Below are 25,337 nucleotides of genomic sequence, written 5' to 3'. Positions count from 1 at the left end.
TCGATTCCTTTGTTGGTAGAACTGTTTTCACAGCCCGTCTTCACTGGGTGACACCCAAATGGCGAATGCGCTGAAGTTGTCCTGATGCGGCTTCCCCTGCGCACGCAGCGTGGCCTCCATGTGCTCCAGCCAATCTTCCGGGTTCTGGCTGAGCCGCAATGCCTCTTCCATATCGTCTTCATGAATGCCTTCCCAAAGCCCATCCGAGCACAGCAGGAAGGCATCTCCTGCAACCAGATCGACGGCCTTGGAAAGCACCGTGGGAGGAATCTGCGACTCGGCCCCGATGGCGCCCGCAAGAACGCTTCGGTTCGGAAGATCCCGAGGGTCCTCGTTGCGATAGACCCCCGCGTGCAGCAACTGCTGCACCACGCTGTGGTCTTCCGTCATGCGATGCACTCGCTGGTCCCTGAACCAATACAGGCGTGAATCGCCCCAATGCGCCCAGAGCGCACGGCCTTTGGCCAAGTCCAGGCACAGCAGGACCACCGTGGCACTCATATGCCGGCGGGAAACCGACAACGGTTGCTCCACCGCGACCGTGTGCTCGGCCAGCGAAATCAACGAGGCCAGGCCTGCGGGCGCGAACAGCGGGTTGTGGCGAAAGCCATCCAGAACCGCGTTGACCGTCAGCCGCGCAGCCAATCCGCCGTGGCCGTGGCCGCCAGCCCCATCGGCCAATGCGCAGCAAAACCCGCGGCCTCCCACATCCACCATTCCCAGGAAATCGTCATTGGTCGCGCGCGAGCCCCTGTCCGAGAGCGACGCTGCGGTGAGACGGAACCGATACTGATCGCCAACAACATGTGCAATCACAACTTGGCCTTTGCAGCGGCTTCCGCGTTCTCATAGGCTTCCAGGAAAGCCTGGCCAGAAAAGGCAGTGAGATCGTCCTCCGCATCCCGGCGGATGGCATCGAAGTTCTTCTTGTACTCGTCCCACAAAGCCGCCTTGCGGCCGATGGAGGAAACCTTTCCAAGCATCCCGCCGATGGAAGCAGCCTGCTTTTCCAGCTCGACCGGGTCAAAGCGCGCCAGCGCCTCGGCATAGGCCGCCCGAATACCGGCCATCAATGCCAACTGGTGCACACACAGGTCCTGGTAGGCGTCCTTCATGGCCGGAACTGGCTGCATGAACCCCGGAAAATTCTGCCCGATCATCTGCATGATGACGCCATCCGGTGTTGGCAAGAACTTCAGCGGGTTGTTGGCACCGGAGGCGATCACCGTGACGCCCGCGCGAAACTCCCGCTTGATCTCGGAGCGGGCTGCCAGCAAGTCAATGGTTCCCTGCACCGCGACACGGAACGCCTCGCCAAAAGATCGCATGAACTCCGGCGTGAGCGTGGGCTCCAGTTTCTTCGGCAACACCCCGGCGCCGTCCAGAAAAGCGGTGACCAACGCGCTCAACTCCGCGGGAGGCATGGCCGCCAGTCCTGGCAAGGTAGCCGGTGCAGGAAAGTCGGAAGAAGGCGAAGGCGAGAGTGCAGGTGCAGGTGCAGGTGCAGGTGCAGGTGCAGGCAAATTGGATGGCGGAAGCGGCTCCACAGGTGCCGCAAAGGACATGATTTCGTCCCGGTGTTGCACTGGCCGATCCTCCAAGAAGGCCGGCGGGACTGCACTTTTTTCCAAGACCGGAGACACCGGCTCGATGGGAGGCAGCCAATCGGAATCCGCTGCAGGCAATCCGCCTCCGAAGCTGTCCAGGTTCAGCCCTTCCACCTTGCGAAGGCCTGGCAAAGGCGCTACCAAAGGCTCGTTCGGTACCGGTATCGCCAGATCGACAGGCGCAACCTTGGCTGTCGTGGAGGACACCGCCGCATCGACGCTGATGGCCTCGATTCCCAACGCCCCCACGGGAAGACGCTCGTCCATACCGCTTCCAGCCATCGCGCTCTTCGGCATGCTGAAAGCCTGCGATAGATCACATCCAGGCACTGCGAGTGAATTGTCTTGAAGGGCTGGCGTTTCGCGGTCCTGCTGGAACAGACGCAACGGGTCCAACTCGTTGCGGGGTTCAAGCGCCTTGGGCAGGCCTGTATGGGCAGGATTGTCCATCTGATGCTCGAAGCGTCCGGAGACCGGCAACGCTTTCAGCAACTCGTCATGGCGAAGATTGGCGACGTCCGTCAGACTCTTCGTCTGCAAGCCGCCGGCCCAAGGGTCGCCCTTTTGCGCCTGCTTTTTCGGGTCCTGTGCAAACAGATCGAAATCGTCCGGAATGACCAGTGCACGATGCGCAACTGCTGGCGCGCTCCGAGGCAAGGGGGTGTCGTCCCATCCGGAAGGCAGCGGCGCAGTGGCAACCCCTGCGGTCGGAGATAGGTCTGCCGGCACTACAGGCACTTGCACACCGGCGTCCCGGGACGCATCGGAGACCAGAGGCTCGGCTGCCACACCTGAAGGCAGCTCGGCAGTGCCCGCCTCTTCTTGCGGCATCGCCATGAACGCAGGCACGGCCGGCCGTTCTGCGTCGGCGGATGCATCCATGGGATTTGATACCAGGCCCAGGATGGCAAAAGGATTGCTGTCGCCCGCATCAGCCGGAGCTTGCAACTCCTCCAGGAGGCCGCTTGCAGGCGCCTGCGGAGCGGCAGCGGGGGCCTGCAGGGGTGCGACCGGCGCAACGTCTGCTTTGACGGCTGGCACGAGAGCTGGCGCCGCTGGTGCAGGCAAGGCTTGCCCTGGCAGCAACGCGTACAAGCGATAAGGGCCGATGACCACTTCATCACCGATCGCCAACGGCACCTCTTCGCCAGAGCGCACCTCTTGTCCAGCCACAGTGATGGAGCGGCGTTCGCACAGGTTAGCGATGAAAGCCGCCTCGGACTCCATGCGGACCATCGCATGCACGCGGGCCACACTGGCATCGGAGTCGGGCAGCACCAACTTGTTCTGCCCTCCTCGGCCGATGGTGCCTCCGGCAACGCCGAAAACTGCAGACCAAGTCCGATCTACTGCAAGATCGGCCTGTTGAACGACTCTGAGTTCGACTTTATCCATGGACGGTGCCTGACTGATCCGCTTTGCTTAAGGGGCTTTTCGATTGCTGCGCTGCTTTGCACGGGCTGCCGCAGCGCGCGCCGCATTGAACTCCCGGCCCCAAACGGGGTGCCCCTTTTCCGCCTCGGTCAGCTGAAAGGTGGGATCTTGTTCGAGCGCCAGATCGAAATGCTGACGGCATTGCCTGAGCCTGCCCATCGCACAGTGGCTGAAAGCGATGAACTTGAGCACTTTCACCTGGGAGGCCAGTGGCAGTTCAGGAGCGCCGATCAAAGGGGTCAACGCAGCAATCGCATCGTCGTAACGACCATCTGCGTACACATCCAAAGCACGCGCCAGCGCTTGTTCCTTGGCTGCCACCGGATCTTGCTTGGCAGGTTCAGGCACGGCAGGCTGCTGGGTTGCGGCATCCGCCCCCGGCGTCGCCGCGCCCTGGGGGGGCGTCTGGCAGGCAGTCAGCAACAGGCCGAGCATGCACTGGCCAACAATCAAAGGAAATCTGTATTTCATGCTACCTCGCATCAAAATCATGTTCGATGGTGAACGTCTCACCATCGATGACCGTGATCACTTTCTTAACGGTTTCAAAGCCTGGATTAGACAACTCCAGCGAATGGGAGCCAGCCGGCAACTTCAACTGCGTCAATGGAGGGCTCACCCCCATCGCCTTGCCATCGACTTGCACTTGGCCCCAGGGCGACAGCCGAATGCGGACATTGAATGCGGCGTCTTTCTCTGCGGTCTTGAACAGCGCGCTGACCGGCACGGAATTCGATGTCTGAGCGGCAGTCACCCGGGATGCGGGAACCGCGGCTGCGGCGACCGCATCCGCGGCACGGGCAGTGCCCGGTGTTGTCCCAGGGTCTGCAGAGGCATCCAGCACCGGTTTACCGCAGCGGGTGGCCCATCGTGCCTGCGAACGGAAATAAGCGCTGCGCCAGGGCGTGTTGTTGAGTTCATAACCATCGATCTTGAACGAAGGGCGTACCGCGAACGCCGCGTCGAATTCCGATTCGCAGCGCTTGCCCTCTCCGTTCGTGCAATAGATGAATGCCAAATACTTATGCGCCGACGCGCGCTCCTGTCCATCCGGAAGGCCGGCAAACAAGGCCGATTGAAACGCCCGCTCGGCGGTCTGAAAATCTTTGGCGTCAAACAGCGCAATGCCTTGACCCAGATATTGCCGCCCGGTGTTGACCGGGGACGTTTCAGCCCTGCTTGGTGCAGCCTTTTCGTCGCAATCTGCAGCGGCGTGGAGCAACGGCGCGTGAATCAGCGCCACCAGACAAGCAACGCGTCCAAGCGCAATGAATGGCCTGAAATGCATCATTCGAACTTGTGCGTTAAAACGACCGACTCGCCCTTTTTCACCAACACCATCTGTGTCACGGTGGGTGCCACCGGGTTGGAGATGTCGATGCGGTGAAGCCCCTCGGACAGGGTCAACTGGGTCAATGGTGGAGTCGTTCCGGCAGGAACCCTGTCGACCGACACGTTCCCCCATGGCATGACGCGCAAAATAATCTTGCCTTTGTTCTCGGCATCTGCCGTGCGGGTCGCCTGCGCAGGCACACGCGCCGCCTCTTCAGGCGTGGGCAGAGCACTCGGCGCTGCCGGGGCCGAAGCCGCCGGCGTTGGCACGGATGCGGGAGGCACCTTCGCGGGCGCAACATCCGCCACCACCATGGGTGCCGATGCGGCGACCACGGGCGCCGAAGCCGGGGCCTGCTGCGCCACGGGAGCGGAGGCCGGCGCCACGGCCGACGTCAGCGCAGCGATTCGTTGTTCGGCTTCGGCACGGTGCGCCCCATTGGGGAAGAGACTCAAATAAGTCCGCAACGAATCGGGCGTATTGATGCGGGCGGCCAGCATCCACTGGTCCGATTCCTGGGCATCCTGGGCCACGGCCGCTGTCTTTGCGGCGTCATCACCGCTGGTGATCCACCATGCGCCGCCTGCCACAACAACCAACGCAGCGAAGCCCAATGCAGGAATCAGCCACACGGGGCGCTTGGTGAGCGGAGTGTGCCCGGCACCTTGCTGGCTGGCTGCAGGCTTGGTTTTCCGGGAATGCGCTTTGGCAGATGACTCTGCAGAGGGCGATGGCGGCGCATGCACCGGCGCACTGGCCGCCTTGGAGGGCCGAACTTCGGTGGATGGGCGGTGCTGGTGTGCGGTGTCCAAGCCGGACACAACAGGGGCATGTGCTTCGCTGGGCACGGCGCCATGCCGCGCATCAGGGTGAGGAGCGACCGGCGCAACGGCCTCAGCAGGAAGCTGCGGCGCAGTAAATGCCGCTGGAGCCGCAAACGCCGCTGGAGCCGCAAACGCCGATGGGACGTGCACGGGCGCATCCATCGAAGGATCACTTTCCTCGGCCACACTGAGACCCATCAAACCGGAGCTGGGCCACGACAAGGTGACCGTCTTCAAACCCAGGAGGTGCCGCAGATCGCCGATGGACTGCGGGCGGTCCTGCGGTTTGATCGCCAAAGCGTGGTGCACGCCACTGAGGAATCTGGCACTGAAACCTGGACAGTTTTCAGGCACGAGGGTGGACACCGGATCGTTGATCATCCGAGCCACCGACGTCGCGGGCGGGCGACCGGTGATCGAGAGATAAAGCAACGCGCCCAACTGGTAGATATCCGTCCAGGCGCCTTGAGGCATGGCGCCGTCATCGACGTACTGTTCGATGGGCGCAAAGCCCGGCTTCAAGACCATGGTCAGGGCCTGGGTCATGTCCCCGATGATTCGACGCGCTGCACCGAAATCCAGCAGCACCGGCATGCCGGAAGATTGCAGGAAGATGTTGTCCGGCGCGATGTCCCGGTGGTAGCAGTCCGCAGCGTGCAACATCTCCAGCACATCGAGGATGGGGGCGATGATGGTCGACAGCCATTGTTCGTCCATGGCCTTCGGCTGCTGGTTCAAAAACGTCCGGAAAGTCTGGCCTTCGTAATACTGCATGACCATGTATGCAGTACCGTTCGCCTCAAAGAAGCGATAGACATGCACCAGCGCAGGATGCGAGAACTTCGCCAACAGACGCGCTTCGTTGATGAAACTGCGCAGCCCCGCATCGAAAGCACCGCGGTGCTGGGAGCGGACGTGGATCTGATTGGACTCCTTGCGGCCCGCCAACGTCGATGGCATGTACTCCTTGATCGCCACGATGCGATCAAGACTCAAGTCTCTGGCCCGGTAGACGATGCCGAAGCCGCCCTCTCCAATGACATCGCTCAGTCGGTATTCACCAACCTGGACACCGGGAGCCAGGCAGTTCGCCGAACCACTTATTTCCTTGTGCATGTTTTCACGCTTTTGCGCATCTATGTCGTGGAAGTTGAAGAACGAATCAAGTCAACTCTGAGTGCCCTGCGCACCGAGCCCCAAGGCAGAGATGAAAAGCAGGGGCACTTGCCGCCAAACAGGCCAAGCGGGATTGTGGACGGGGTTCCTGCACGCACGACCCGGGCCTAGCCCTGGCGTGCTGCCGCAGCATCATAGAACAGCGATAGGCCCGGGACGCTGTAGACCCCTCAGATCGCAGCATCCAAAACAAGACCCCTTGTCATCACGCCCATTTTTTGGAAGTGGCGAGTCTACCTTCACATGCGGTAAACCCGTTACCTATTGAAGCCAATTCAAACCACAAAACAAATTGTTTCTTCTGTTTCTTTGAGGCGCCAATTAGTCCGAACTTGTATCACCGAAATGACACGCGGCACTCTTATGATCGCCGGCAGATAAACAGATCACGGATCGGCATCGCAATCGCGGTCCAGAGGGAGATCGCCCGCACAGGCATTTATCTTCTCCTCTTGCTGCCTTTCTACACAGTGACTGTTTCTTCAGGTCAGCGCGTCCCGTCTGTTGAAGGGCCCGCAGACTTTTCATTGACTTTGCGTACCAAACATCGCAACTACAGGAGAAGCAATAATGTCAGTCGATATGTTCATGAAGGTCGAAGGCGCCAGCGGTGAGTCGCAAGACTCCAACCACAAGGGCTGGACTGACATCAACTCGTTCACCTGGGGTGCCACCCAGCCGAACTCCATGGCCAGCGGCGGTGGTGCCGGCGCCGGCAAGGTCACTTTCCATGACCTGAACATCGTGGCCTCCATCGACAAGTGCTATCCGGCCGTGCTCAAGCACTGTTCCACCGGCAAGCACTTGGGCCAAGTGGAAATCTCTCTTTGCAAGGCCGGTGGCACGCAAATCGAATTCGGCAAGATCACCCTGACCGACGTGATGGTGACCAGCGTGACCGTCAGCGGTACCGATGGCAGCGACTCTGTCCTGGTGAACTATGCTTTTCAGGCAGCCAAGGTCAAGACCCAGTACTGGGAACAAACCAACCAAGGCGGCAAGGGTGCGGAAAGCCAAATGGGCTTCAACATCAAGGAAAACAAGGAAGCCTAATACCCTTCTTGTCCAACAAAAAAAGCCACATTCGTGTGGCTTTTTTTATGGCTTGCTTTTTTCTTCAGCGATCCATTATTCGGAGTCGGACCCACCTTATCGTGGGCTATATCCATACACGTCTGACCGTTATAAATTGCGCCCCGAATGAAAGTCAAAGACGCAAATCAGAACCAACCGCCAGCGGTTTAGATGCCCCTGGCAATGGGACATTCGCTCCATATGTCATCGAGGGGCCGCCAGTTCACTCCCACTCGATCATCAACAGGTCACGCAGACCCGCATGGTTAAAGGGATTGGCGTTGACTGAGAAGGGCCTTTACCGTCACTTTTACCGTCAGAACTGAACATCTTTTTCTGGCGCGGGAGATGCAGCGATTCGCGGGGAGACGACTCTGGCGACACGATCATCAATCGGCCTCGATCATACCGATCGAAGACCCCGGCGTGGAACCATAAGAAGGGCCGAATCGCACCTTCATCATTCCTTAGAACTGTCAAGACCGAGGCAAACGTCATGACGCTCTACTGGCGCACACGCCCATTGTGTAGGTAGGCAAATGCGGTCTAGCGCGGAAGGAGTGATTTTTCCTTCTCTGACAGTCACTTAGTGCATCTACGCAGTTCTACGCCGGAACGCACTATGGGCGTGGATTGGCACGGTTTGGCGATGAAACTACCCCAAAATTACCCCACGCAAGTAGCTCGAAAACTAAGGCATAGCCGAGCGTATGGCGGAGTACTTCGACATGGCTCGCCACTACGCGCTGAATCTCGCCTGAGCATCTGTCGTGACCCCACAAAGAGCGCGAATGTGACCCGTTGAAAGCCGCGAGATGCCGGGTTCGCGTAGCGCGGCTTACAGTTGCAGCATCAACGCGAGAAGAGGTCGCGAATCCTCTCGAACGGAACGCCGGTTTCCGCCGCACGCCGAACCTTTCGGTCGATCGCGAGGTTGGGCGGCAGTTCGCGATCAAGCGCGTCGAAGAGGTCGACACCATCCATGCAGACGACGCGCTTCCCGCGTCCGAAGGCGGCCAAGCCATCTTCGGTGAAACCGCTGTTGCTTACGAACAGCCCCCGCGCCCATGCTGTCTTCTGCCAGGTTCGTATTTTCTCAGTCACTCGGCACAAGCCCAACGACCTTAGGCAGGGTCTGGTGCCTAGTGAATGCAAGGCCGGAAGCCGACCATGCCCCACAGCCCCACAGCCCCACAGCCCCACAGCCCCACAGCCTCAAGGCTGGGCAGGTGGTGCGCCCAACTCATGCTGCTGTAAGATGCAAGCCGGCGAACCGTTGTCGCCTGCTGCCCACCATGGCGAACCCTCACGGGATAACGTTGAATCCATCCTTGGCCGATTCCCAACCCTGTGGCGAATTCCGGCAGTGGGCACCGTTGATTCGCGTCACAGACAAGGAATCTGTCATGCGATACATCTCCACGTCCACCGCTACAGTGGACGATCTCAAGAAGCAAGCTAAGAAGCTTCAGCGTAAAGGAGGCGGCAAGCATGCCGACCTGCTGAACCGCGTTGCGCGTAGTGCGGGCTACGACCACTGGCACCACGTCACGCTCTGCCTGAAGGAAACCGAGGAACGAGCTGGCTTTGGCAAGCTCAACGCAGAGCTGGACATCATCGTCCGCGCCGCTCACGCGGGCGAGACCAGGATCATCATCACCGGACCGGAAATGGTGACAGTGCCGCTGGTGCTGTTTACCAGCCAAGGCGATGCGTGGATGCTCGACGCCAATGAGGACATGGCCATTTGCTTGATCTGGCAAGGGGAAGCATTGCCACGCAATATCAGGGACGCCGGGCGGAACATTGAAATCGACTGGGACGGCAGCTTTGCGCTCAACGGCGAAAGCTTTGCAGTGGATACCGACCACCCCGAGATTGGAAGACGGGTCATTTTTGGCTATCCGCTCCAAGAGCTGCGCCAAGCAATCGACAGAGCACAGTCGTTCGACAAGAGGGCCCACACAATCTTCGGACAGGACGGTGCGGAAGACCTGACGCGCGAACTGATCGAGCACCTTGTGGCGCAAGGCTGGGAGCGAGAGGCGCTCGAGAACGGCGCGCATGAAGGTGCGCGCTACAGCCCGAACCGCAACAGCCTTCTCTACCCAGCGATAACGGACCTTGATTTCGACGATGAGGAAGATGGCGGTTCCACGAAATCACTCACGTGAAACTGTTCATGACCGAGGCTCCATCGCAGATGCAAGGCGCAGCCCTCAACTTCGGAGCTCTGAGTGCAGCCTGCATATGTAGGCCGTCCAGAAATTTCCTTCTGGACCGAATAGGACTCGTCGATTAGGGACCACAGCTCCTTGGGTAATATGCCCTCAAAGATTGAAGACCTGTAGATGCTCATCGCCGCAAACATTTCGGCTTCCCATGCCCAGGAATTCTGCGCCTACTTGGTTGCAGACACGGCACCCCTGATAACGCCGTGCCGCCCGTTGCTCAACAAACCGCATAACGACTGCTTCAATGTCGTTTCAGAGCAGGCCGCCAGACACGGTGGGCAGCAGATCATTGGTTGGGCGATTTGGGAGTTACCGGGGGTTTTCATCGAGGCAGAGTTTCATGCCGTTTGGCAATCGCCAGAAGGGGAACTGCTTGATGTCGTTCCACGCGTGAGGCCGTTCACCCACATCAGTTTTCTGCCAGATGCGAGTCGCACCTACAAGAACCGGCAAGTCGACAACATCCGCAGACAACTAGTCGATGACAATGACGTCAAGCAGTTCCTCTTCCTCACCCGACGACGCTTCGAGATCCTGAATGCCGGTCAACGCGCCCTGCAGCACGAAGTGCTGCTGCCGAAATCGGAACTGCGTGAGCTGGAGCGCAATGACAAGCTGGCCATCCGCTTGGAACGGCGCATCCACAAGAGGTACGAATCGAATTTCTAGACGGCCAATCGCTGTGGCGCATGGCCACCGACCGAACGCGCGAAGTACCTTCGCGCATGTTAAATCGCGATCTCCTGTACACCAGCCTGTGCAAGCAATGCGAACAGGTCCGCTACCTTCTCGCGCTGCCCCCGCTCCTGACAGAAAAGGAAAATCGCGCGCTGCTTGGCGCGCGACAAAGCGACAAAGAAAGTGGCGATACCCTCCGGATTGCCGGGAACGTAGCTCCACCAAGCTCGATCATCTAGACCCAGGAACGCGATGGTGTCATATTCGAGGCCCTTGCTCTTGTGCACAGTCATCAAAGGGATTTGCCCGATACCAGCGAACGCGGCGAGACAAGCCGGCCAGTCCTGTGTCGTTTGAGCGCTGTTCCCGAAGTGCTGCGCGAAGGCTTCGGCCATGATCTGTAGCAAATCGCCATGGGCGTACTGCAGAAACGTCCGCGAGATGGCATCTCCGTCCAGAAACTCGAACACCTTGACAACAAGATCCACCGCGCTCGCTCGATTCGGCGAGATAGCGGCCATATCGCTGCGCAAGTCCGCCAGGAAGCCTGCGAGCTTCGCCTCGCTCCGGGTTGCGCCCGCTTCATCATCGGGATCAAGCGCACGAAGGATCTGAAGCGCACCGGAAGCACATTGCCACGCGTCAGGTTCTCGTCGGCTTGCTCCCAACCGAAGAAATGCAAGCACGACCTGGCTGATCTCGTCCGCCAGCAGATCCTGCACCGTCGTGCGTCCCAGCGAGCGGCTTTCATTGCGTATGCTCATTCCGGCAGCCGCAAAAGCCTCGCTCAGTTCTCCTTCGAAAACGTCCGCTGTCTGACGCACCAGCAACGCATAGTCGCGGGGCTGCTTGCCGCGCTGCGCCATATCGGATGCAATCCATCGTGCGAGATGGCTTGCCTCGGCCTCACGCGTGCGACTGGCCCAGATCTGGGCCACATCGCCATCCACTTGGCGCACGGCCTGCGCCTGGGTTAGCACAGCACCGGCATCCAGCGCGCGCGCCACCACGTGCTGGATGCGCACGAGATCCGGCGATGAGCGGAAGTTGAATAGCAGCGGAAATCGCTGCGCCCGGAAGTCGGCCTCGAACCTCTCGAAGGCATCGGTTCGCGCGCCCGCCCACCCCATGATCCGCTGCTTGTGATCCCCGACGGCCGTGACCATCGCATGGCCCGCAAAGGCGGACAGGAGCAAGTCGTACTGCGCGTAGGTCGTGTCCTGAAACTCGTCCACGAACACGAATGGGTAGGTCGTTCGCATTGCCGTGCGAATGTGCGGGTTCGATCGCAGCAGCAGTTCCGCAAGGCGGTTGATACCGACAAATGTCAGCGTGGAGCGTGCTGCTCCGACCAGTTGCTGGTACCACCAGCGGTCGATAGCAAACTCGATGCCGTTCTGAGGTGCAACCCGTTCGATCTCCAAAATCCGACTGCCTACAACCTCCGGCTCGAAGGTCAGCGGGCCAAGTCCCGCGATTTCAAACTGCCAAGGTTGCGGTGCCGCCAAGCGTGCGCCATCCAGGAAACCCTCCATCTGGCGTCGTGTCGGAAAGGCGATGTCGTAGGGCTTGGTCGGCCGGCGCGACGCGGGGATCGCAGACTGGAAGCGGTCCACCAATCCCTTCGTGAAAGCATCGAAGGTCATCGACACGAAACGGCTGGCCAGTTCCGGCGGGCAACGCTGACGCACGCGAGCGGCGAGGTTCGCTGCCGCATCGCCCTTGAATGAAATGGCCAGCACCCGGTAGGGCGGCGGGCACAGCCCCGTCTCCAGCAGATAGACGGCCCGCTGCGCTAGGAACTCGGTCTTTCCGGAACCCGGACCGGCAACGACCGACGCAGAGCCGACATGCCTGAGTGCCCGCCAGGCTTGGGGCTCGAGATCAGGGATGCCTCGCGGGCGCCATGCGTCCGGTGCAACGCGCCCCATCGTCACACGCCGCCCGGCGCCACGGGTTCGAGCTTGGCGCGCACGTAGTTCAGCAGCGCCCGCAGTTCCTCGGGGGCGCCTGCGGCGAGTTGCTGTGCCGGCACGGTCGAGAGCACCCGTACGTGCATCGTTGGCTTGCCTCGACCGAGAAACAGATAGCGGTACCAGCGAAGTGAAAAATCCCAATTCACGTCGTACAAGGCATGCACCCCATCCTCGCCAAGCACGGCCTCTCTGGGGTTGCCAGCAGCAGAAGGTCCGCGCTCGCCAGCTTCCAGCGCCTGATACGCAATGGGAAAGGCGTTGAACATCGAGAGGTCCAGATCGAGCGGGGCTGAGAAGAAGATGCCCAATTGACGCAACCAATTGAGCCACCCATCGATGCTCATTCCCTGCACATTCCCCGCAGCGTTCTGATCGAACACAGCAAAATTTGCCAATGGTCCTTCGGGGTGAAGCTCTGTGCCGAATACCTGGCGTGGATAGAAGCCGCAGGCCAACAGTTGCTGACAGGCCGTTTTTATGCGCCCCCACCCTCCTCCGCTCCTGCCCCAGTCCAGGTCGAGCAAGGTCGCATGCGGAATGTCGAGATCCGCGAGCAACCGCCACAGGTGGTTAACGTGTCGTCCACCAAGCGGGACGATGGCCACGAACGACCGGTCGATCGGAAACCCCATCGCTTCCGCCAGTTTGGGCAACACTACCTCTTCGGTAGCCCCCTCGCCCAGCACAACGAAACGGGAGAAGTAGAGCTCTGGATAGCTCCTGACCGCCTCACGCACGAATTTGGACGCTTCCTCCACGCCAACAGGCAATTGCAGCGCGCGAACCATGGCAGTGCGGTCCACCGAATTCAAGCGGAAATGCCGCACGCCCTCGGGCTCGATGCGCGACAGGATGCTCGCGGAGTGGCTCGACAGGATGGCTTGCGCCCGATGGCCGTGAGTGAGTTCCTGGATCTGACCCACGATGCGCGACAGGTAGAACGGTGCCAGTGTGTTCTCAGGCTCCTCCACCGCGATCAGTGTCAGGACGGGAAGCGACACTGTGTCGACCAGGAAGCCTGCAGCGGCCGGATCGGCCGCTGCCTGCGCTTCCACGTCAAGGATCGCCGCCGTCATGGCAAGGTGGAACAGGGAGCGCTGCCCATCACTGAGGTCGTCGAGACCACGCTCACGACCCGACTCATCGGGGTAGAACATGACTTCCACTCTGCGCACAAACTCCTGCCAGCGCACGTCCACAGGCCGAAAGGCCGGCGTGGTGTCCGTGCCCGCGGAATGGACCTGCTGCCAACGATGACTGACGGCCGCGGCGATGCGACCGACAGCTGCTTCCCCGACGAAGACGCCGTTCATCGTTGCTCCAGCATGGACCAGTGCATCCTTGACGCCCTGCGACCAGTTGATAGCGCGCCACAGGCGCCCCTTGAGGAAGGCCGTGACCTGAGAGCCGCCGTCTCGCGTGGCCGGTACGTAAATCATTTGAATCCTCGCCCGGTCCACGGCTTTCAGTTCGAAGCACTCGTCTTCCTTGAATGCTCCAAAGGTGCGCACTGCCAGCAGCTTCTGCTCCACCGCGCCCTCCAGCGAGCCATCGTCCGTCCAGGTCGCCTGCAGCCGCAGGCGGCACTTGAGGTGGCCCTGCTCGTCGGCGGCCATTTGCTGGAAGAACTCTGGCACCGCTGCGAGGTTCGCGTTCGCGTCGAGCTCAGGGAACGCAACGACGGCCTCGACGTACAGGCTACGCTGCGGTGCAGGAACGAGTTCGGTCACAGGAATGTGAAAGTCCTATCGGCGGAGGCGACGTTGGTCAGAGGTCACGCCAAAGAGCCGAGCCAAAGCCAACAGGACTGCGGTCTTACCGGCGCCGTTGACGCCGATGAATGCGGTGAGGTCGCGCTTCAGCGCAATGGTGCTTTCTTGTGGGCCGAAGCACCGAAAGCCGCTCAGGTGCAATCGCTCGATATGCATGCGGAATATGGATGTAGCCGAATGTAATTTCGGCGTCCAGTATGACCGAGTCACAAGGCGCCCAAACGCCCAAACGGGATTTCCCTGAAATGAGGATGTGCCGGAAGTCGGGGACCTGGTCCCGGCTCATCGAGATTCCAGGTGCCAGGATGGCCTGAACACGTGGCACCACCGCCACCAATATACGGTGGCTGGAGTCGTGCGAGCACTGCCCCCACTCCATCGCGAGGCTGACGGCGAATCAGCTCACGGGAACGAAGTGTGAACTTCTTTGGAGCGCCGCGGCCTTCTTCAGGCCGTTGTCGAGCATTGAGGCCTTAGGCCGAAGCCCGTCCACCATCCGAGAGCATTTTCAGCACGGTTTGTACCTCCTGATCGCTCAGGCGGGCGAACATTGCAGTGTGCGGGTTCATGGCGTAGTGGATGCTGGTCCCATCCCTGCGATGGCTGTGCGTCTGCATGCCCACCCAGTACAGGGCCAGCGCTCGGTCTTCTGTTAGGAGTGCCACCCTCTTGTCTGGAAAATCTGTCCCTGCAGCGATCAACAAGTCCAAGGAACGAAGATCCGCCAATGCGTTGAAGGCATTCCTTTCCGTGTATTGGCGGCGTGGCTTCAGGACCCCCATGGCCGGATTCATCGCGGGGTGCGCGGCGCTAGCACTGAAAAGCGCGCACACCAGCATCGATGCGCGTGCCACGCCATGCCGTTCGGCAAGTTCCAGCAGTTGCTGCCATAGGTCAGGGAGTCGCTTGCGACCGACGGGGGTGGCTAGCAGGGGAGCCGCCTTTGTAAGGAAGCGCTGCCGCGCGGCAAATCCTTGCGCCTGATCTCGCAGCAATCCAAGGACACCCTGCAGCGCATCTTCCTTGCCCGGAAACATGACAGCCTTGGGCAGGGCCTCTCCAATTTTGAGTGCCGCTCGGTCGTACAACGCCGACAGTTCTGCAGCGTCGGGGTTGCGGCTACCTGAGGTACCTTCCATGGCATACAGCATGGGATTGACTTTGAGAGCCTTGTTGCGAGCAAAGTCGAGGAAGTCCGGCGGCACTCCCTCCTTGGGTTCGCCCCCGACGAATCGGCTGCGCAGCGCCGCCACCGTGCACCGATCCGGCAACAAGAGCGTGTCTTCATCCAGGATCAGTCCCGAGGGCAACCATCCGCCCTTGACCAGGCCCAGTACTGTGGATCCAAGGTGGCTTTGCAGTTCCGCCTTGACGTTGAGCTTCTCCGCGATCTGCAAGTGCTCGAATTCCGTTGAAGCAACTCGAGCACCCCGGATTCGAAGTGGGAAAACGATGGGCTCGCGCAGTTTTCCGTGGAGGACTACCAGGTCATCGAAGCCGAGCGGCACGAGTTCCCCCGCGCTGAGCGCTAGGCGCTTTTGCGTCGTCTCTTCCACGTATTCCAGGTTGAGGGTCATGAACCAGCGTTCTCTCGCTACTTCTTCAGCGTCAGTCGAGCGCGGCCACCCTTTGTGGACCCGTCCGCGTCAACTTCGCGCGGCGGTGTCAGACGTGCCACCAGTTGCGCCAGACCGTCGATCAGAGCCGCACCGCCCTCCTCGCGCGCCGCAGTGACGCTGTCCGAGCGGCCTCGCATTCGTGCTGAAACCAGCGCCCCCGCGGATGCAATGTGCTCAGGGGTGGACGACATGAAACCGATCGGCACGGCCGTCGCGTTGTGAGCCAAGTTGAAATGAAACATGGCACAAACCAAGACGTCCGGCACGATCAACAGCTCCAAGCTCCCATCCATCAAAACCACATCTGCCGCTAGCAGGCGGTTGAACTGGTCCTGGTAGACGGCCAGGCGCTCCCTTGGGGGGCGGCGTGCGGTCGGTACCACGACCTGCAGCCCAGCCGACGTGCGTTCGCCGCCTTGGGGGGCCAGCAGCCCGTCGATCTTCTGCGCCAGGTCGCGCGCACTGCGCGTGCGCGCCCACAACGGCGACTGCGGCGCCCACCACAGGGCCTCCCACTGCGCAGGATGCGTCGTTTCTGAAGCCTCCTTGGTGTCGGCTTCAGCCCCTTCCGTGGAAGGCGGCTCAGGCTCAACCCGTGAGTTCGGCTGCGCCATCGCAGCCTGAATGCGTTCGAGCAGCAAGGCGGCATTGCGTGGGAGGTACAGCGCGCCCAGCATTGGCGTGACGCGGTCGTCCTCAGGGCGCACGGACCGCGTCAGATGGGCCTCTTGGGCGTAACGGCGCAGATCGAACGCATCCCCTGTCACGTAGCGCTGCAGCAGAGTGTCATCGAAGGTCTGGATGAAGTCCCGCAAGCGCTCGTTGTCGCCCCGCTCCTGGCTGGCCAGCGCGTCGGTGATCGCCTCGGCGATCTCCAGCCGGCTGCCGAAGCTCTCATCATCGATGTCGCGCCGAATGCTCGTCTGCCCGCTCAGATCGAGGTGGAACGTACACTGCAGGGGAATGCTGAAGCGCTCGCCGGCGTCGATGGCGCTGATCTTGTAGATCTCAGCCTTCTCCCTGGTACAGATCTGGCGGAAGTTCTGCTGGAAGGACTGCTCCGCGTACTGCCGCGTGCGCGATTGCTTATCCAGGTTGCGTGTCGCCAGCTCGATCTGCGAACGCACCCGCTTCAGGCGGCTCGGCCGGCCCGCCGGGCTGAAGCTGATCAGGTCGAACACGACTTCGGCGCTCCAGTCCTGGATCTTGAAGAAGCGCGGCAGATTGTCCGAGCTGTCCTGGAAGCGCGCCAGCGCGTAAGTAGTGAGCTCCAGGTGCTCGTCGTTCCATTGCAGCAGCCGCTCATCGAGCAAGGACTTGAGCACCGCATCGGTTTCCTTCTTCGAGAAACCAAAGAAATCCTGGATCTGCGCGGGACTGAGCGTGCCGCAGACGTAAGCGATGCGCAGGGCGAACTCCGTCACCACCGGCAGCGCTTCTTCGGCACTGATGGCGCACGAGATCGCGAAGCTCTGCGCGGGAATGGCGAACGTGATCTCATCGACTGCGAGGTGTTCGTGCAGCTGTTGTTCCTCGAGCGTGATCATGCCGGACTCCCTTCCAAGGCGGATGCCTGGACCATCGTGAACGCCTTGTCGTCGCGATGCGCCTCGATGTGCGCGAGGACCCGTCCCATGGGGGAGCGCTGGTGGCGCTCGCGCCACATGCGGGCTGCGCCGACGATCACCAGGCGATCCATGGCGCGCGAGATCGCCACATTCACCCGCTCGTTGCTGCTCAGGAAACCCTGCTCGTAGCGGCCGTTGTTGCGCGTGGTGGACACGATGATGATCCGGTTCTCCTTGCCCTGGTAGCTGTCGACGGTGTCGATCTTGATCAAGCGCCGGTAGCCGGTGGCCCAGTCCTGTTCGCTGAGCATGCGTTGCAGCAGGCGCTCCTGCGCGGCGTACATGCAGATGACCCCGATGGGCTTCTCGTCCTCGGCGCAGTGGTCCATCAGGGACTGCACGAAGGGTCCGCTGGTACAGATCGAGCGCAGCAGATCCAGTATCTCGCGCGCCTCATAGAGGTTGTCAAAGCCGGGCGTCCTGGGCCGGTCGTGGGATTCGCGCCCGGCGTCCGACGTATCGACCCAGGTCACAACCGCGCCGATACGTTCGGGCAATTGATCGAACCATGGCGGCGGATCACCGCGGCCGGGCTGCAGCGGCACCGGGTAGAAACAGGCAGACACCAGTTCGCCGATCGGCGGCGCCATGCGGTACTGGGTCTGCAGGGTCGCACCGACCTGGCGGCCGTAGTCGGACTCGAAGGCACGCTCGAAGTCGCTGCGGGTGAGCACGGATCGGTCCAGCCACTGCAGGTCCGCGGAGATCCGGCGCACCAGCGGCTCGGTGTAGAGCGGCGGCAGCTGCCGGTGGTCCCCAACCAGCAACACTCGGCGCCCCGACTGGATCGCGACGGCCAGTTCGCCCGGCGTGGCCCGGGCCGCCTCGTCGACGATCACCCAGTCGTAGCGGTTGCGGGCCACCCCGAACTGGGAGCGCCCCAGGCCCACGCAGGTGCCGCACACCAGAGAGCGCGTCTTGGCGAGGAATTCCTCGAAATTGCCTCGCAGCGTGCCCAACCGGTCTACCCATTCCTGGGCCATCGCCATGACCTGATCGAGCTTGGACACGGCATCGGCCGAGGTCACGCCGTGGGCCTCCATCGCGGCGCGCCGTAGCTGGGCAATCGTCTCGGCTGGATCGGCCACCTCGTGCACGTCGAATTTCTCGCGAGCCAAGGTGCGCAGACGTTCGGTGCGTTGCCCGATGCGCGCTGCCCCAGACGCGATGTCCTCTCCCGTCGCATTGGCTTCCGAGCGCTTGCGCGCCAGCCGCTCGATGTCTCTCAAGAGGCGTCCGAGGTGGAAATCGATGTCGAACCAATCCTCCACGAATGCACTGGGCAAGCCCAGGTTGCGACTTAGCGCCACAACGCGCTGGCGCATCTCGGATCGGAACAGATCGCGGTAGGCTTGCAGGATGGACGCCGAATGGTGCGGCCGCAGTTGCTCGGACACCATGCCCTCGGCCCCGAAGCGCACCACGTCCAGCGGCAGGTCAGTGCGCTGGCACAGCTCGATGACCTTCTCGGCCGCGTTGTTCACCGCCTCGTGCGACTGGCTTGCCAGCAGGATGCTCTGTGCGCCGTGGGACATCGCGTAGTGGATGAAAGATGCGATGAAGGAAGTCTTGCCCGTGCCCGGCGGCCCCTGCAGCAGGCTCAGTGGCCCCTGGGACCACAGCTTCGCAAAGGCATCCCGCTGTTGCCGATTGAGGGAGAACACCAACTGCCCCGACTCGTTGTGACGGTTGTAGGCATCCAACTCTGCGTCGGTGGGGGAGGCCTGCAGGGTTTGTGGCAGCGGGCATTGCACCGGATCGAAATAGTCGACCAGGTCGGGCAGTACCGATTCGCGTCCCAGGATGCGGGTGACGGCAAGATGCCGGCGGCGGAACGAGGAAAGATCCTGCTGGCTGCGCAGCTTGATGCGATCGCCCACGCCGGTCTGCATGCGGATGCGCGGGTTGTCGATCACCAGGATGGCCTGGGTGGTCTCGCGCATGTCGATGTCGCCGACCTTCACCAGTTCACCATTGGTTTCCTGCAAGGCCTCGACCTTCGCGTCGGATTCGTAGTCGAGCGCCTCGCCTTCCTTGCGGTACGGAATGCGCAGCTTGTCGCGGCGCCCCAGCTCTCGCGCCACCGGCGCGGCGATCTCGACTTCGGGCAGCGTAGCCTCTTCGGCATTGAGGATAGCTCGCCACAACGCCTCGGTCCGAGGGGCGGCGCGTGGCACGCCCAGATCCTCTTCGCCGGCGTCAACCTCCTCCTCGGGCGCGTCAAGGCCGAGGAGCTGGTAGCGGACGGCGTCGATGGCCTCGCGGACCTCCGCTATCGCCTCCAGCGTCGTGAGCAAGTCGCTGGCATCGTCGGCCGGCGCGGGCTCGAAATGGATTTCTGCTTTCAGCGTTGCGGTTGCCTGAGTGGCCATGCGCACGAACTGGCTGTGTGGCATGTCGTGCACGCGCAGCGACGCAAAGTCGAGCGTCGTAGGCTTGAGCAGGATCAGCAGGCGCCGACGCACCCCCGACAGCGACACTTCCACGTGGGGTTGTTGCCGGCTATTGCGCACCCGTTCGATCGCCACCCCCACATGGAACGCACCGTTGTCGCCTGCCAACGGCGTGCGCGAGGTGAGTTGGCGCATCTGAACGACCAGCCGCGGCCCGGTGTCGAGCAATGGCGGATGAAGCAACCGTGCGAGAGCGTCGTCGATGCGGTCGAGCGCATGCACACGCAGTTCTCTGTCTAGGCAGCGCTGGATCTCCTCACGCAAGGGGAGTGCATCAATCCCCTCCCAGGACGCAACACCGTCCAGCAGTTCCCCACACATCTTTGCCACGGCATAGCAATCGCGCTGCTCGGGCGACACTGACTCGTGGTCCACGGGCGCATAAGCTGGGTTGTGAGGACCGGCAGCGCCACCTTGCACCATGTCGATGGCGTCGATGAAGCGCACGTCTGTACCGTCGATCAGGACATTTCCAGGGTGCAGGTCGCCGTGTTGCAGATCCAGCCCATGCAGATGCAGCGTGGCCTTGACCAGTTGGTGACACAGCGCGAGGATCTCGCGCGCCGCCGGGCGGGTTGCACCGGCTTCCAGCAGACCCTGCCCCTCCACCCAGTGTTGGACCAGGAAGGTACCCGCGTCCGATATCCCGAAGTCCACCACTGGCGCCAGCGAGGCGCAGGGCTGACTCTGCACAAGGCGGGCCTTGTCCAGGAACATCTTCAGCGCATGCGTCTCCTCGGGGCGCTTCGGATCGGGTCGGCGTCCGTACCAGACTTTCACCGACACTGGGCGTCCGCCCACGGTCGAGCGGTAGAGATGGCTGTGGCCCTGCTTGATGTTCTCCTCAAGTGGATAGGCCACCATCGGCATGACTTCGCTGCGGTAGGCCTCGAAGGCGTGCAGATCGACCTCGGCCCTTGACAATCGGCCGACCGGCAGAGCGTTCAAGGCGTCCAGCATGACGCGGGCGTTCGCAAAGCGCGCCGATGGAACCCAATCCATGGCTCGGGCGAACCAGGCGGCCAGGCCGGGATCGCAGTCGGTCCCCTCCGGAGGCTCCCATAGGAACAAGCCTTCCATCTGACGCGGTAGGCGCAGGAAAAGCACGTGGTGCACGGCCGCGCCGAGCAGGTAGACATCGCCCCGAAATGCGTCGCTCGCTTCGCCCTCGCCCAGTTCGGAATCCTCGGGTAGCACGGCCTTGCCCGCACGCAGGTTGTCTCGCAGCGGCCCGACCGAGCCCGCCTCGGGAAAGTAGGCGGTCAGGAAGCCGGAGATGGACACCTTCGACGGCCGCTCCAGCCAAAGGCTGTGGTCACTGACATCGCGATGCGCCACACCGGCATCGTGCAGCTCCGCAAAGTGCGACAGCAGCACCTTGATCAAGGACAGGCGGTCCACGAACGACAGGTCCTGCCCGTGGCGGTGCACGAACTCGTTGAGCCGCAGTTGGCGCGAGGGCAGTCGGTAGAGTTCGCAGAAGTCCGCGTCGATGTCGTCCCTGGTGGGATGGGACAGCGGTTGCAGCACCACACCATCCAGTTGCTCGCACTGCTCATGGATGAAACCGAGCACCTTGTGCTCGCGCAGCGCGATGCGCGCCCGCTCATCAAGGGTGTCGGCGATGCCGGTAAGCGCGGAGAAGTCCCAGCGCCGCAGCAAGGCTTCGTGCCGCTGGTCGTCCTTCTTGACCGACTTGTACTCCTTGTACAGGCCCTGCGGATGCGGAAAAGTCGCTTCGCCCACGATCTGGAAGTTGCCGAACGAAAAACCCGCGGGCTTGAAGTCCCGGCCACGGAAGAACTGCGTGAAGGTCTGCAGATGCTGATTGGGCTTACCTGCGCAGGGGTTGCCAAACTCCTGTCGATAGCCGCCCTGCTTGGCGATCTTCAGGAACTGGTCAAGCGTCAGGACGAAGGCCTTTTCATCATCCGGGATCGCTGAGAAATCTGCTGTTCCGCACATCACAACGCGGTAGTCGATGTAAACGGACCTGGCCGGCTCGGTGAGGCGGTTGCGGATCTTGGACGAGAGAATCTTCCACTTGTCGGCGAGCACTTTGACTGGAGAGCGCCCCATGTCGTCGCCGTCGCGCAGCCAGTGGTCTTGCATCGGCTCGATCTTGCCCCGCCACTTCTTGAGCTCAATGAGCAGCAAGCGATCATGGGTGAGCAGCACCAGGTCGATCTCGCGATCCCGGTAGGTCGTGTCCATCATCATGAAACCGGCGTAACCCTGCCACTTCAGGCTGAACTCAGACGCATTGAATGCCTGCCGCATGCGCTCCAGCGCCTCCTTCTCCGAGGCGTGGATGCCGTCACTGCTGATGATGTCGATCTTCATTCTTATGTTCGCCGCACTCGGCAGAAAAAAATTGAGGAGTGCCGCCCTTACCTAGAAGTCGAACTCACGGTTCGGACCTTGAGCCACGTCGCCCCAGATCCTATTGGGCAGTTCATGACGGCTGAAAAACACCAAGTGGTACAATGGTCTATTTCCTTCGTCGCGCACCAGTGGCATGCGCCGACTAATCGAAAACCCAAGACCACGCACCAGCCCACACCAGTACTCAAAGAACGCTTCGTCCGCGTCACCGCGCACAAATGCCACCGGGTCGATATGGTCACGCCAGCCAGGCGCCGCTGCATCAAAGCGCGCACGCTCCGGGTTGTATTCCATCAGTACATTGCGCCGCAGATCCATGGTGCTGAAATGGACTGCGAAATCAACAAACTTTAGCCGCGCCAGCTTCTCGATCACGCTGAACGACAGGTATTGCAGGTTGTAGGGGTCAAGGTACACAAGACACAGAGCGCCCTTTGGAATCATGGGAAGCACTTGATCCACCGTGAACTCAGCCGCCCCCGGCAAAGCTGTTGCCGTCGCGCCCATCGCCTGCAGCCGCTCCGCACAGGCCGATGCCCGCGACGCGTCCAGATCGCCGACGAGACACGAGGTGAAGGCCACGTTGTCCCGAAGCGAATGCAGCCATGCGATCTGTGCGCCACCAGGACGGGTCATCGGTTCGCTTTTGACCTGAATGCGCCCTGGACCACAGAACAGATCGACATACACGCGCTGCTTGAACTTCTCCCGCGCCCTTCTCGTGCCCTCCACGTACTTGGCCAGAAATGTGTGCTTCATCTCTGGCACCCACCGGCCAACACCCTCGCCGGCTCGTCCCAATTCCACCGGCAGATGTGGCAAAGGGTCATCGTTGTGAGCGAGGTAAAAACTCACAACCTACCCCTTTGCGAAACGACGAACAGGGAGCCCTGCCGGTTTCGTTCGACCCAGTCCGTATCCCGCATGTACCGTGCAAGCCGTCGGACCGTTCCGTCTTCGGACCGAATGACGATGTCTTTCTCGCCAGACAACCTTTGAAGGGCGTCTTTGTACATGAGCGACGTGCCCGGTGACGTGTTGCAAGTCGAGGCATAGAGCTCGCCGATCTGCACAGGCTGCGCCCGGTTGAAAATGTTCTTCGCTAAATGCTGAGGCAACACATCGGCGGACAGATTCTGTGCTGCATCGTCGAACACGAATCCCCCTTCGAACTCCTGACGGAAACCCATCATGTGGGTCGCGAGCATGTCAAGGCCCGCGCCGCCGTAGTGAATGGAATGGTTCTGGTGTTCCCAATGCACCTGCTTCATGACATCCTGCGCCCGCGGGTGCCGCGAAAGATGCACAAGCCAATATTCTCCTTGACCACTCCCTTCCCCACGAATGAAGAAGGGCGTGAAGTACTCCGCTCCGCAATCCTTCACCAATGCCTGGTACAGCGCGGCCTGAATAAAGCGCCGCCAGTCCGCCGAGTCCTCTTCCTTGATCTGCTCGATCGTTCTCCCCCCCAACGCCGAGCGAATGTCGATGGCCAGCTTGCCAGAGACCTTGTCTGTGAACTCATCGTTGGTGTAGGTAGCGAAAGCCGAGACATGGAACGTCAGGACCACTTCGCTCTTCGGCGACTCGGCAAATATCTGCTGAATCAGGGGCGCCGGCACTTCGCTGTACCCGTACTGGTCCAGAAAGAAAAGCGCCGTGTGGGCCAGGGGCGTATGAGCCTGGATCAACCGAAAAACCGTCGGCGATGCCGAGGCAAAGTCGTCATGAATGACGTGGATCGACTGGCCGATTTGCGCGCCGTATCCTCTATCGTGCAATACCTGTTTCAGGTGCGACAACGCGCGGGCATCCTTGTCGATGAAGATGTACCGCACATCCAACTCAATGGGCTTCGTTCTCTGGGCATTGACTCGGACACCGGCCTCCCGAACCGCATCCAGCATGCGAAGCGGAGATCCGAGGATTTCCGTGCCTCGCCCTTTGAGCGTGTATAGCCCGCCCCCACAGAATCCATCGACCAGCGTGATGCGCAGCCGCTCTCGTCCCCGCGCATTGAGTGTGCGCTGCTCGAAGTACCGAATCAGGTAGCCGACTAGCACCTCATGCTTCGTCACACTGTGCGGATCGATCTCTGCCGGTCCGTTCCTCCAATCGTAGTGACTCTCTGCCAAGCGCAAGCCTTTCTGCAGTACTGAAGTGGATCGACGCTATACCGTGTTTCTCGGGCTCGGAAACTGATCCCAATGGCGGCCGCCCAAGGAGCGGCCAGCCTTGCCTTTTCCGACAGCGGCGAGTTTGACCTCTGAGCCATCGCGTCTGACGATGTGGATCGGGGTACGGCCCGTAACGGCGTCAGCGGCTTGCTCAAGGGGTGCCCAATGCCCCCATTGCTTGAAATGGAACGCGACGCCGGCTGCATTGCATTGTTTGCGGAGGTCTTCCGGCCACTGCGGATCCATGGGACGCGAACCTGGCCCCGACTCACCGCCAGCAATCACCCAGTCCACCCGCGTACTGCCCTCGCCCGGCTTTAACCACTGGCGTAGATCCAGGGGTCCTAGCAGAGGCTCGCATGACAAGAAGCGGACGGCCGGCGTATCGAACTCCAAAAGATACTTCAGCCGTTTGACTGCGGCATCCTGGTTCTCGACGGTCGCGCCCAGCCAAACATTGGAAGGCAGCTCATAGCCCTTTGGCAGTTGCTTGCGCACCAAGTGGATTCGTTTGGTCAGGAGCAGCCAATCAAGATGTGGTGTTGCCGCGATGAGGTCCAGAAGGCGCAGCCGATGCAGAACCAGATCCTTGCGGTTCTCGAAGACGTCCGCCATGGACGCACAAAACACGCGCCGCCTGGTCTTGCTCTCGTTGGCCTCCCGGTCCCACTTCAGGGGCTCCTTCCAATGGGCATCTCCAAAAAAACGCCGCTCCGATTTTGCGCCCCAAACGTCTTCCCCGAGGCGCTTCGCCCAGGTTTCGGCATAGCAATGGTCACACGCATCGGACACGCGCACGCAACCCCACCATGGATTGAAGGTGTGGTGCGTCCACTCAATACTGGTGTCTTTTCCCATTGTTCACTCTCTTGGTGCATTGTAACAATGCACTGTCTTTTTGTACAGCACAGCCGTGCTGTGATGGGAAGGCACGGAGTCCGCAAATTGGCGTGTCAATTCCTCGCCC

18 protein-coding genes are annotated in these 25,337 nt (G+C 61.2%); 3 read left to right on the top strand and 15 right to left on the bottom strand.

The annotated features are described in order from the left end of the window. Positions 1-27: 27 nt before the first annotated feature. The 5 genes from AVTE2539_RS16605 to AVTE2539_RS16585 are packed head-to-tail and all read right to left on the bottom strand — an operon-like array spanning position 28 to position 6,314. A complete protein-coding gene (locus AVTE2539_RS16605) occupies positions 28-816 on the bottom strand; it encodes a PP2C family protein-serine/threonine phosphatase (RefSeq protein WP_272563866.1) in 789 nt (262 codons plus the stop codon). Further along, entirely contained in the window at positions 813-3,002 is a 2,190-nt protein-coding gene (tagH, locus tag AVTE2539_RS16600) for a type VI secretion system-associated FHA domain protein TagH (RefSeq protein ID WP_284412216.1), read from the bottom strand. The genes AVTE2539_RS16605 and tagH overlap by 4 nt, the downstream gene beginning before the upstream one ends. Positions 3,003-3,029: 27 nt before the next feature. Further along, positions 3,030-3,512 (bottom strand): TssQ family T6SS-associated lipoprotein, encoded by a 483-nt coding sequence (locus AVTE2539_RS16595; RefSeq protein ID WP_284406363.1) that lies wholly within the window; start codon positions 3,510-3,512, stop codon positions 3,030-3,032. 1 nt (position 3,513) lies between these two features. Further along, positions 3,514-4,329, bottom strand: coding sequence for a PEGA domain-containing protein (locus tag AVTE2539_RS16590; RefSeq protein WP_284412213.1), 816 nt, complete (start codon positions 4,327-4,329; stop codon positions 3,514-3,516). Continuing rightward, a complete protein-coding gene (locus AVTE2539_RS16585) occupies positions 4,329-6,314 on the bottom strand; it encodes a serine/threonine protein kinase (protein ID WP_284412211.1) in 1,986 nt (661 codons plus the stop codon). The genes AVTE2539_RS16590 and AVTE2539_RS16585 overlap by 1 nt, the downstream gene beginning before the upstream one ends. Positions 6,315-6,944: 630 nt before the next feature. Between AVTE2539_RS16585 and AVTE2539_RS16580 the strand changes: the two genes are divergently transcribed. Then, a complete protein-coding gene (locus tag AVTE2539_RS16580) occupies positions 6,945-7,427 on the top strand; it encodes an Hcp family type VI secretion system effector (protein WP_272563871.1) in 483 nt (160 codons plus the stop codon). A gap of 873 nt (positions 7,428-8,300) precedes the next feature. Here the strand turns inward: AVTE2539_RS16580 and AVTE2539_RS16575 are convergent. Beyond that, complete coding sequence (locus tag AVTE2539_RS16575; protein ID WP_284412209.1) at positions 8,301-8,552, bottom strand: PDDEXK family nuclease; 252 nt, start codon at positions 8,550-8,552, stop codon at positions 8,301-8,303. A gap of 302 nt (positions 8,553-8,854) precedes the next feature. Between AVTE2539_RS16575 and AVTE2539_RS16570 the strand changes: the two genes are divergently transcribed. Both AVTE2539_RS16570 and AVTE2539_RS16565 read left to right on the top strand, forming a co-directional pair. Next, a complete protein-coding gene (locus AVTE2539_RS16570) occupies positions 8,855-9,622 on the top strand; it encodes a hypothetical protein (protein ID WP_284412207.1) in 768 nt (255 codons plus the stop codon). A 177-nt stretch (positions 9,623-9,799) separates the two neighbouring features. Further along, a complete protein-coding gene (locus tag AVTE2539_RS16565) occupies positions 9,800-10,351 on the top strand; it encodes a hypothetical protein (RefSeq protein WP_284412205.1) in 552 nt (183 codons plus the stop codon). Positions 10,352-10,410: 59 nt separating this feature from the next. Here AVTE2539_RS16565 and AVTE2539_RS16560 read toward each other — a convergent pair whose 3' ends face one another. From AVTE2539_RS16560 to AVTE2539_RS16520, 9 genes are all read right to left on the bottom strand, one after another. Then, on the bottom strand, positions 10,411-12,291 hold the full coding sequence (locus AVTE2539_RS16560) for a UvrD-helicase domain-containing protein (protein WP_284412203.1): 1,881 nt from the start codon (positions 12,289-12,291) through the stop codon (positions 10,411-10,413). 2 nt (positions 12,292-12,293) lie between these two features. Beyond that, the gene (locus AVTE2539_RS16555; protein WP_284412201.1) at positions 12,294-14,066 is read right to left on the bottom strand and encodes an ATP-dependent nuclease; all 1,773 of its coding nucleotides are present in this window, start codon (positions 14,064-14,066) and stop codon (positions 12,294-12,296) included. Positions 14,067-14,081: 15 nt separating this feature from the next. After that, on the bottom strand, positions 14,082-14,264 hold the full coding sequence (locus tag AVTE2539_RS16550; protein ID WP_284412198.1) for an AAA family ATPase: 183 nt from the start codon (positions 14,262-14,264) through the stop codon (positions 14,082-14,084). 317 nt (positions 14,265-14,581) lie between these two features. Continuing rightward, the gene (locus tag AVTE2539_RS16545) at positions 14,582-15,685 is read right to left on the bottom strand and encodes a hypothetical protein (RefSeq protein ID WP_284412191.1); all 1,104 of its coding nucleotides are present in this window, start codon (positions 15,683-15,685) and stop codon (positions 14,582-14,584) included. A 17-nt stretch (positions 15,686-15,702) separates the two neighbouring features. Further along, a complete protein-coding gene (locus AVTE2539_RS16540; protein WP_284412189.1) occupies positions 15,703-17,274 on the bottom strand; it encodes a hypothetical protein in 1,572 nt (523 codons plus the stop codon). Further along, a complete protein-coding gene (locus AVTE2539_RS16535; protein WP_284412187.1) occupies positions 17,271-22,151 on the bottom strand; it encodes an AAA domain-containing protein in 4,881 nt (1,626 codons plus the stop codon). The genes AVTE2539_RS16540 and AVTE2539_RS16535 overlap by 4 nt, the downstream gene beginning before the upstream one ends. A gap of 51 nt (positions 22,152-22,202) precedes the next feature. Next, on the bottom strand, positions 22,203-22,952 hold the full coding sequence (locus AVTE2539_RS16530; protein ID WP_284412184.1) for a three-Cys-motif partner protein TcmP: 750 nt from the start codon (positions 22,950-22,952) through the stop codon (positions 22,203-22,205). Between the two features lie 92 nt (positions 22,953-23,044). Further along, positions 23,045-24,328, bottom strand: a complete 1,284-nt coding sequence (locus tag AVTE2539_RS16525; protein ID WP_284412182.1) for a three-Cys-motif partner protein TcmP — start codon at positions 24,326-24,328, stop codon at positions 23,045-23,047. A 36-nt stretch (positions 24,329-24,364) separates the two neighbouring features. Further along, the gene (locus AVTE2539_RS16520) at positions 24,365-25,228 is read right to left on the bottom strand and encodes a DUF5131 family protein (protein WP_284412180.1); all 864 of its coding nucleotides are present in this window, start codon (positions 25,226-25,228) and stop codon (positions 24,365-24,367) included. Positions 25,229-25,337: the final 109 nt, after the last annotated feature.

Origin of the sequence: Acidovorax sp. SUPP2539 (assembly GCF_030158975.1) — a bacterium.
Classification (GTDB): domain Bacteria; phylum Pseudomonadota; class Gammaproteobacteria; order Burkholderiales; family Burkholderiaceae_C; genus Paracidovorax.
Note: the sequence above shows the minus strand (reverse complement) of the source record. Positions and strands in the feature narration are given on the sequence as shown.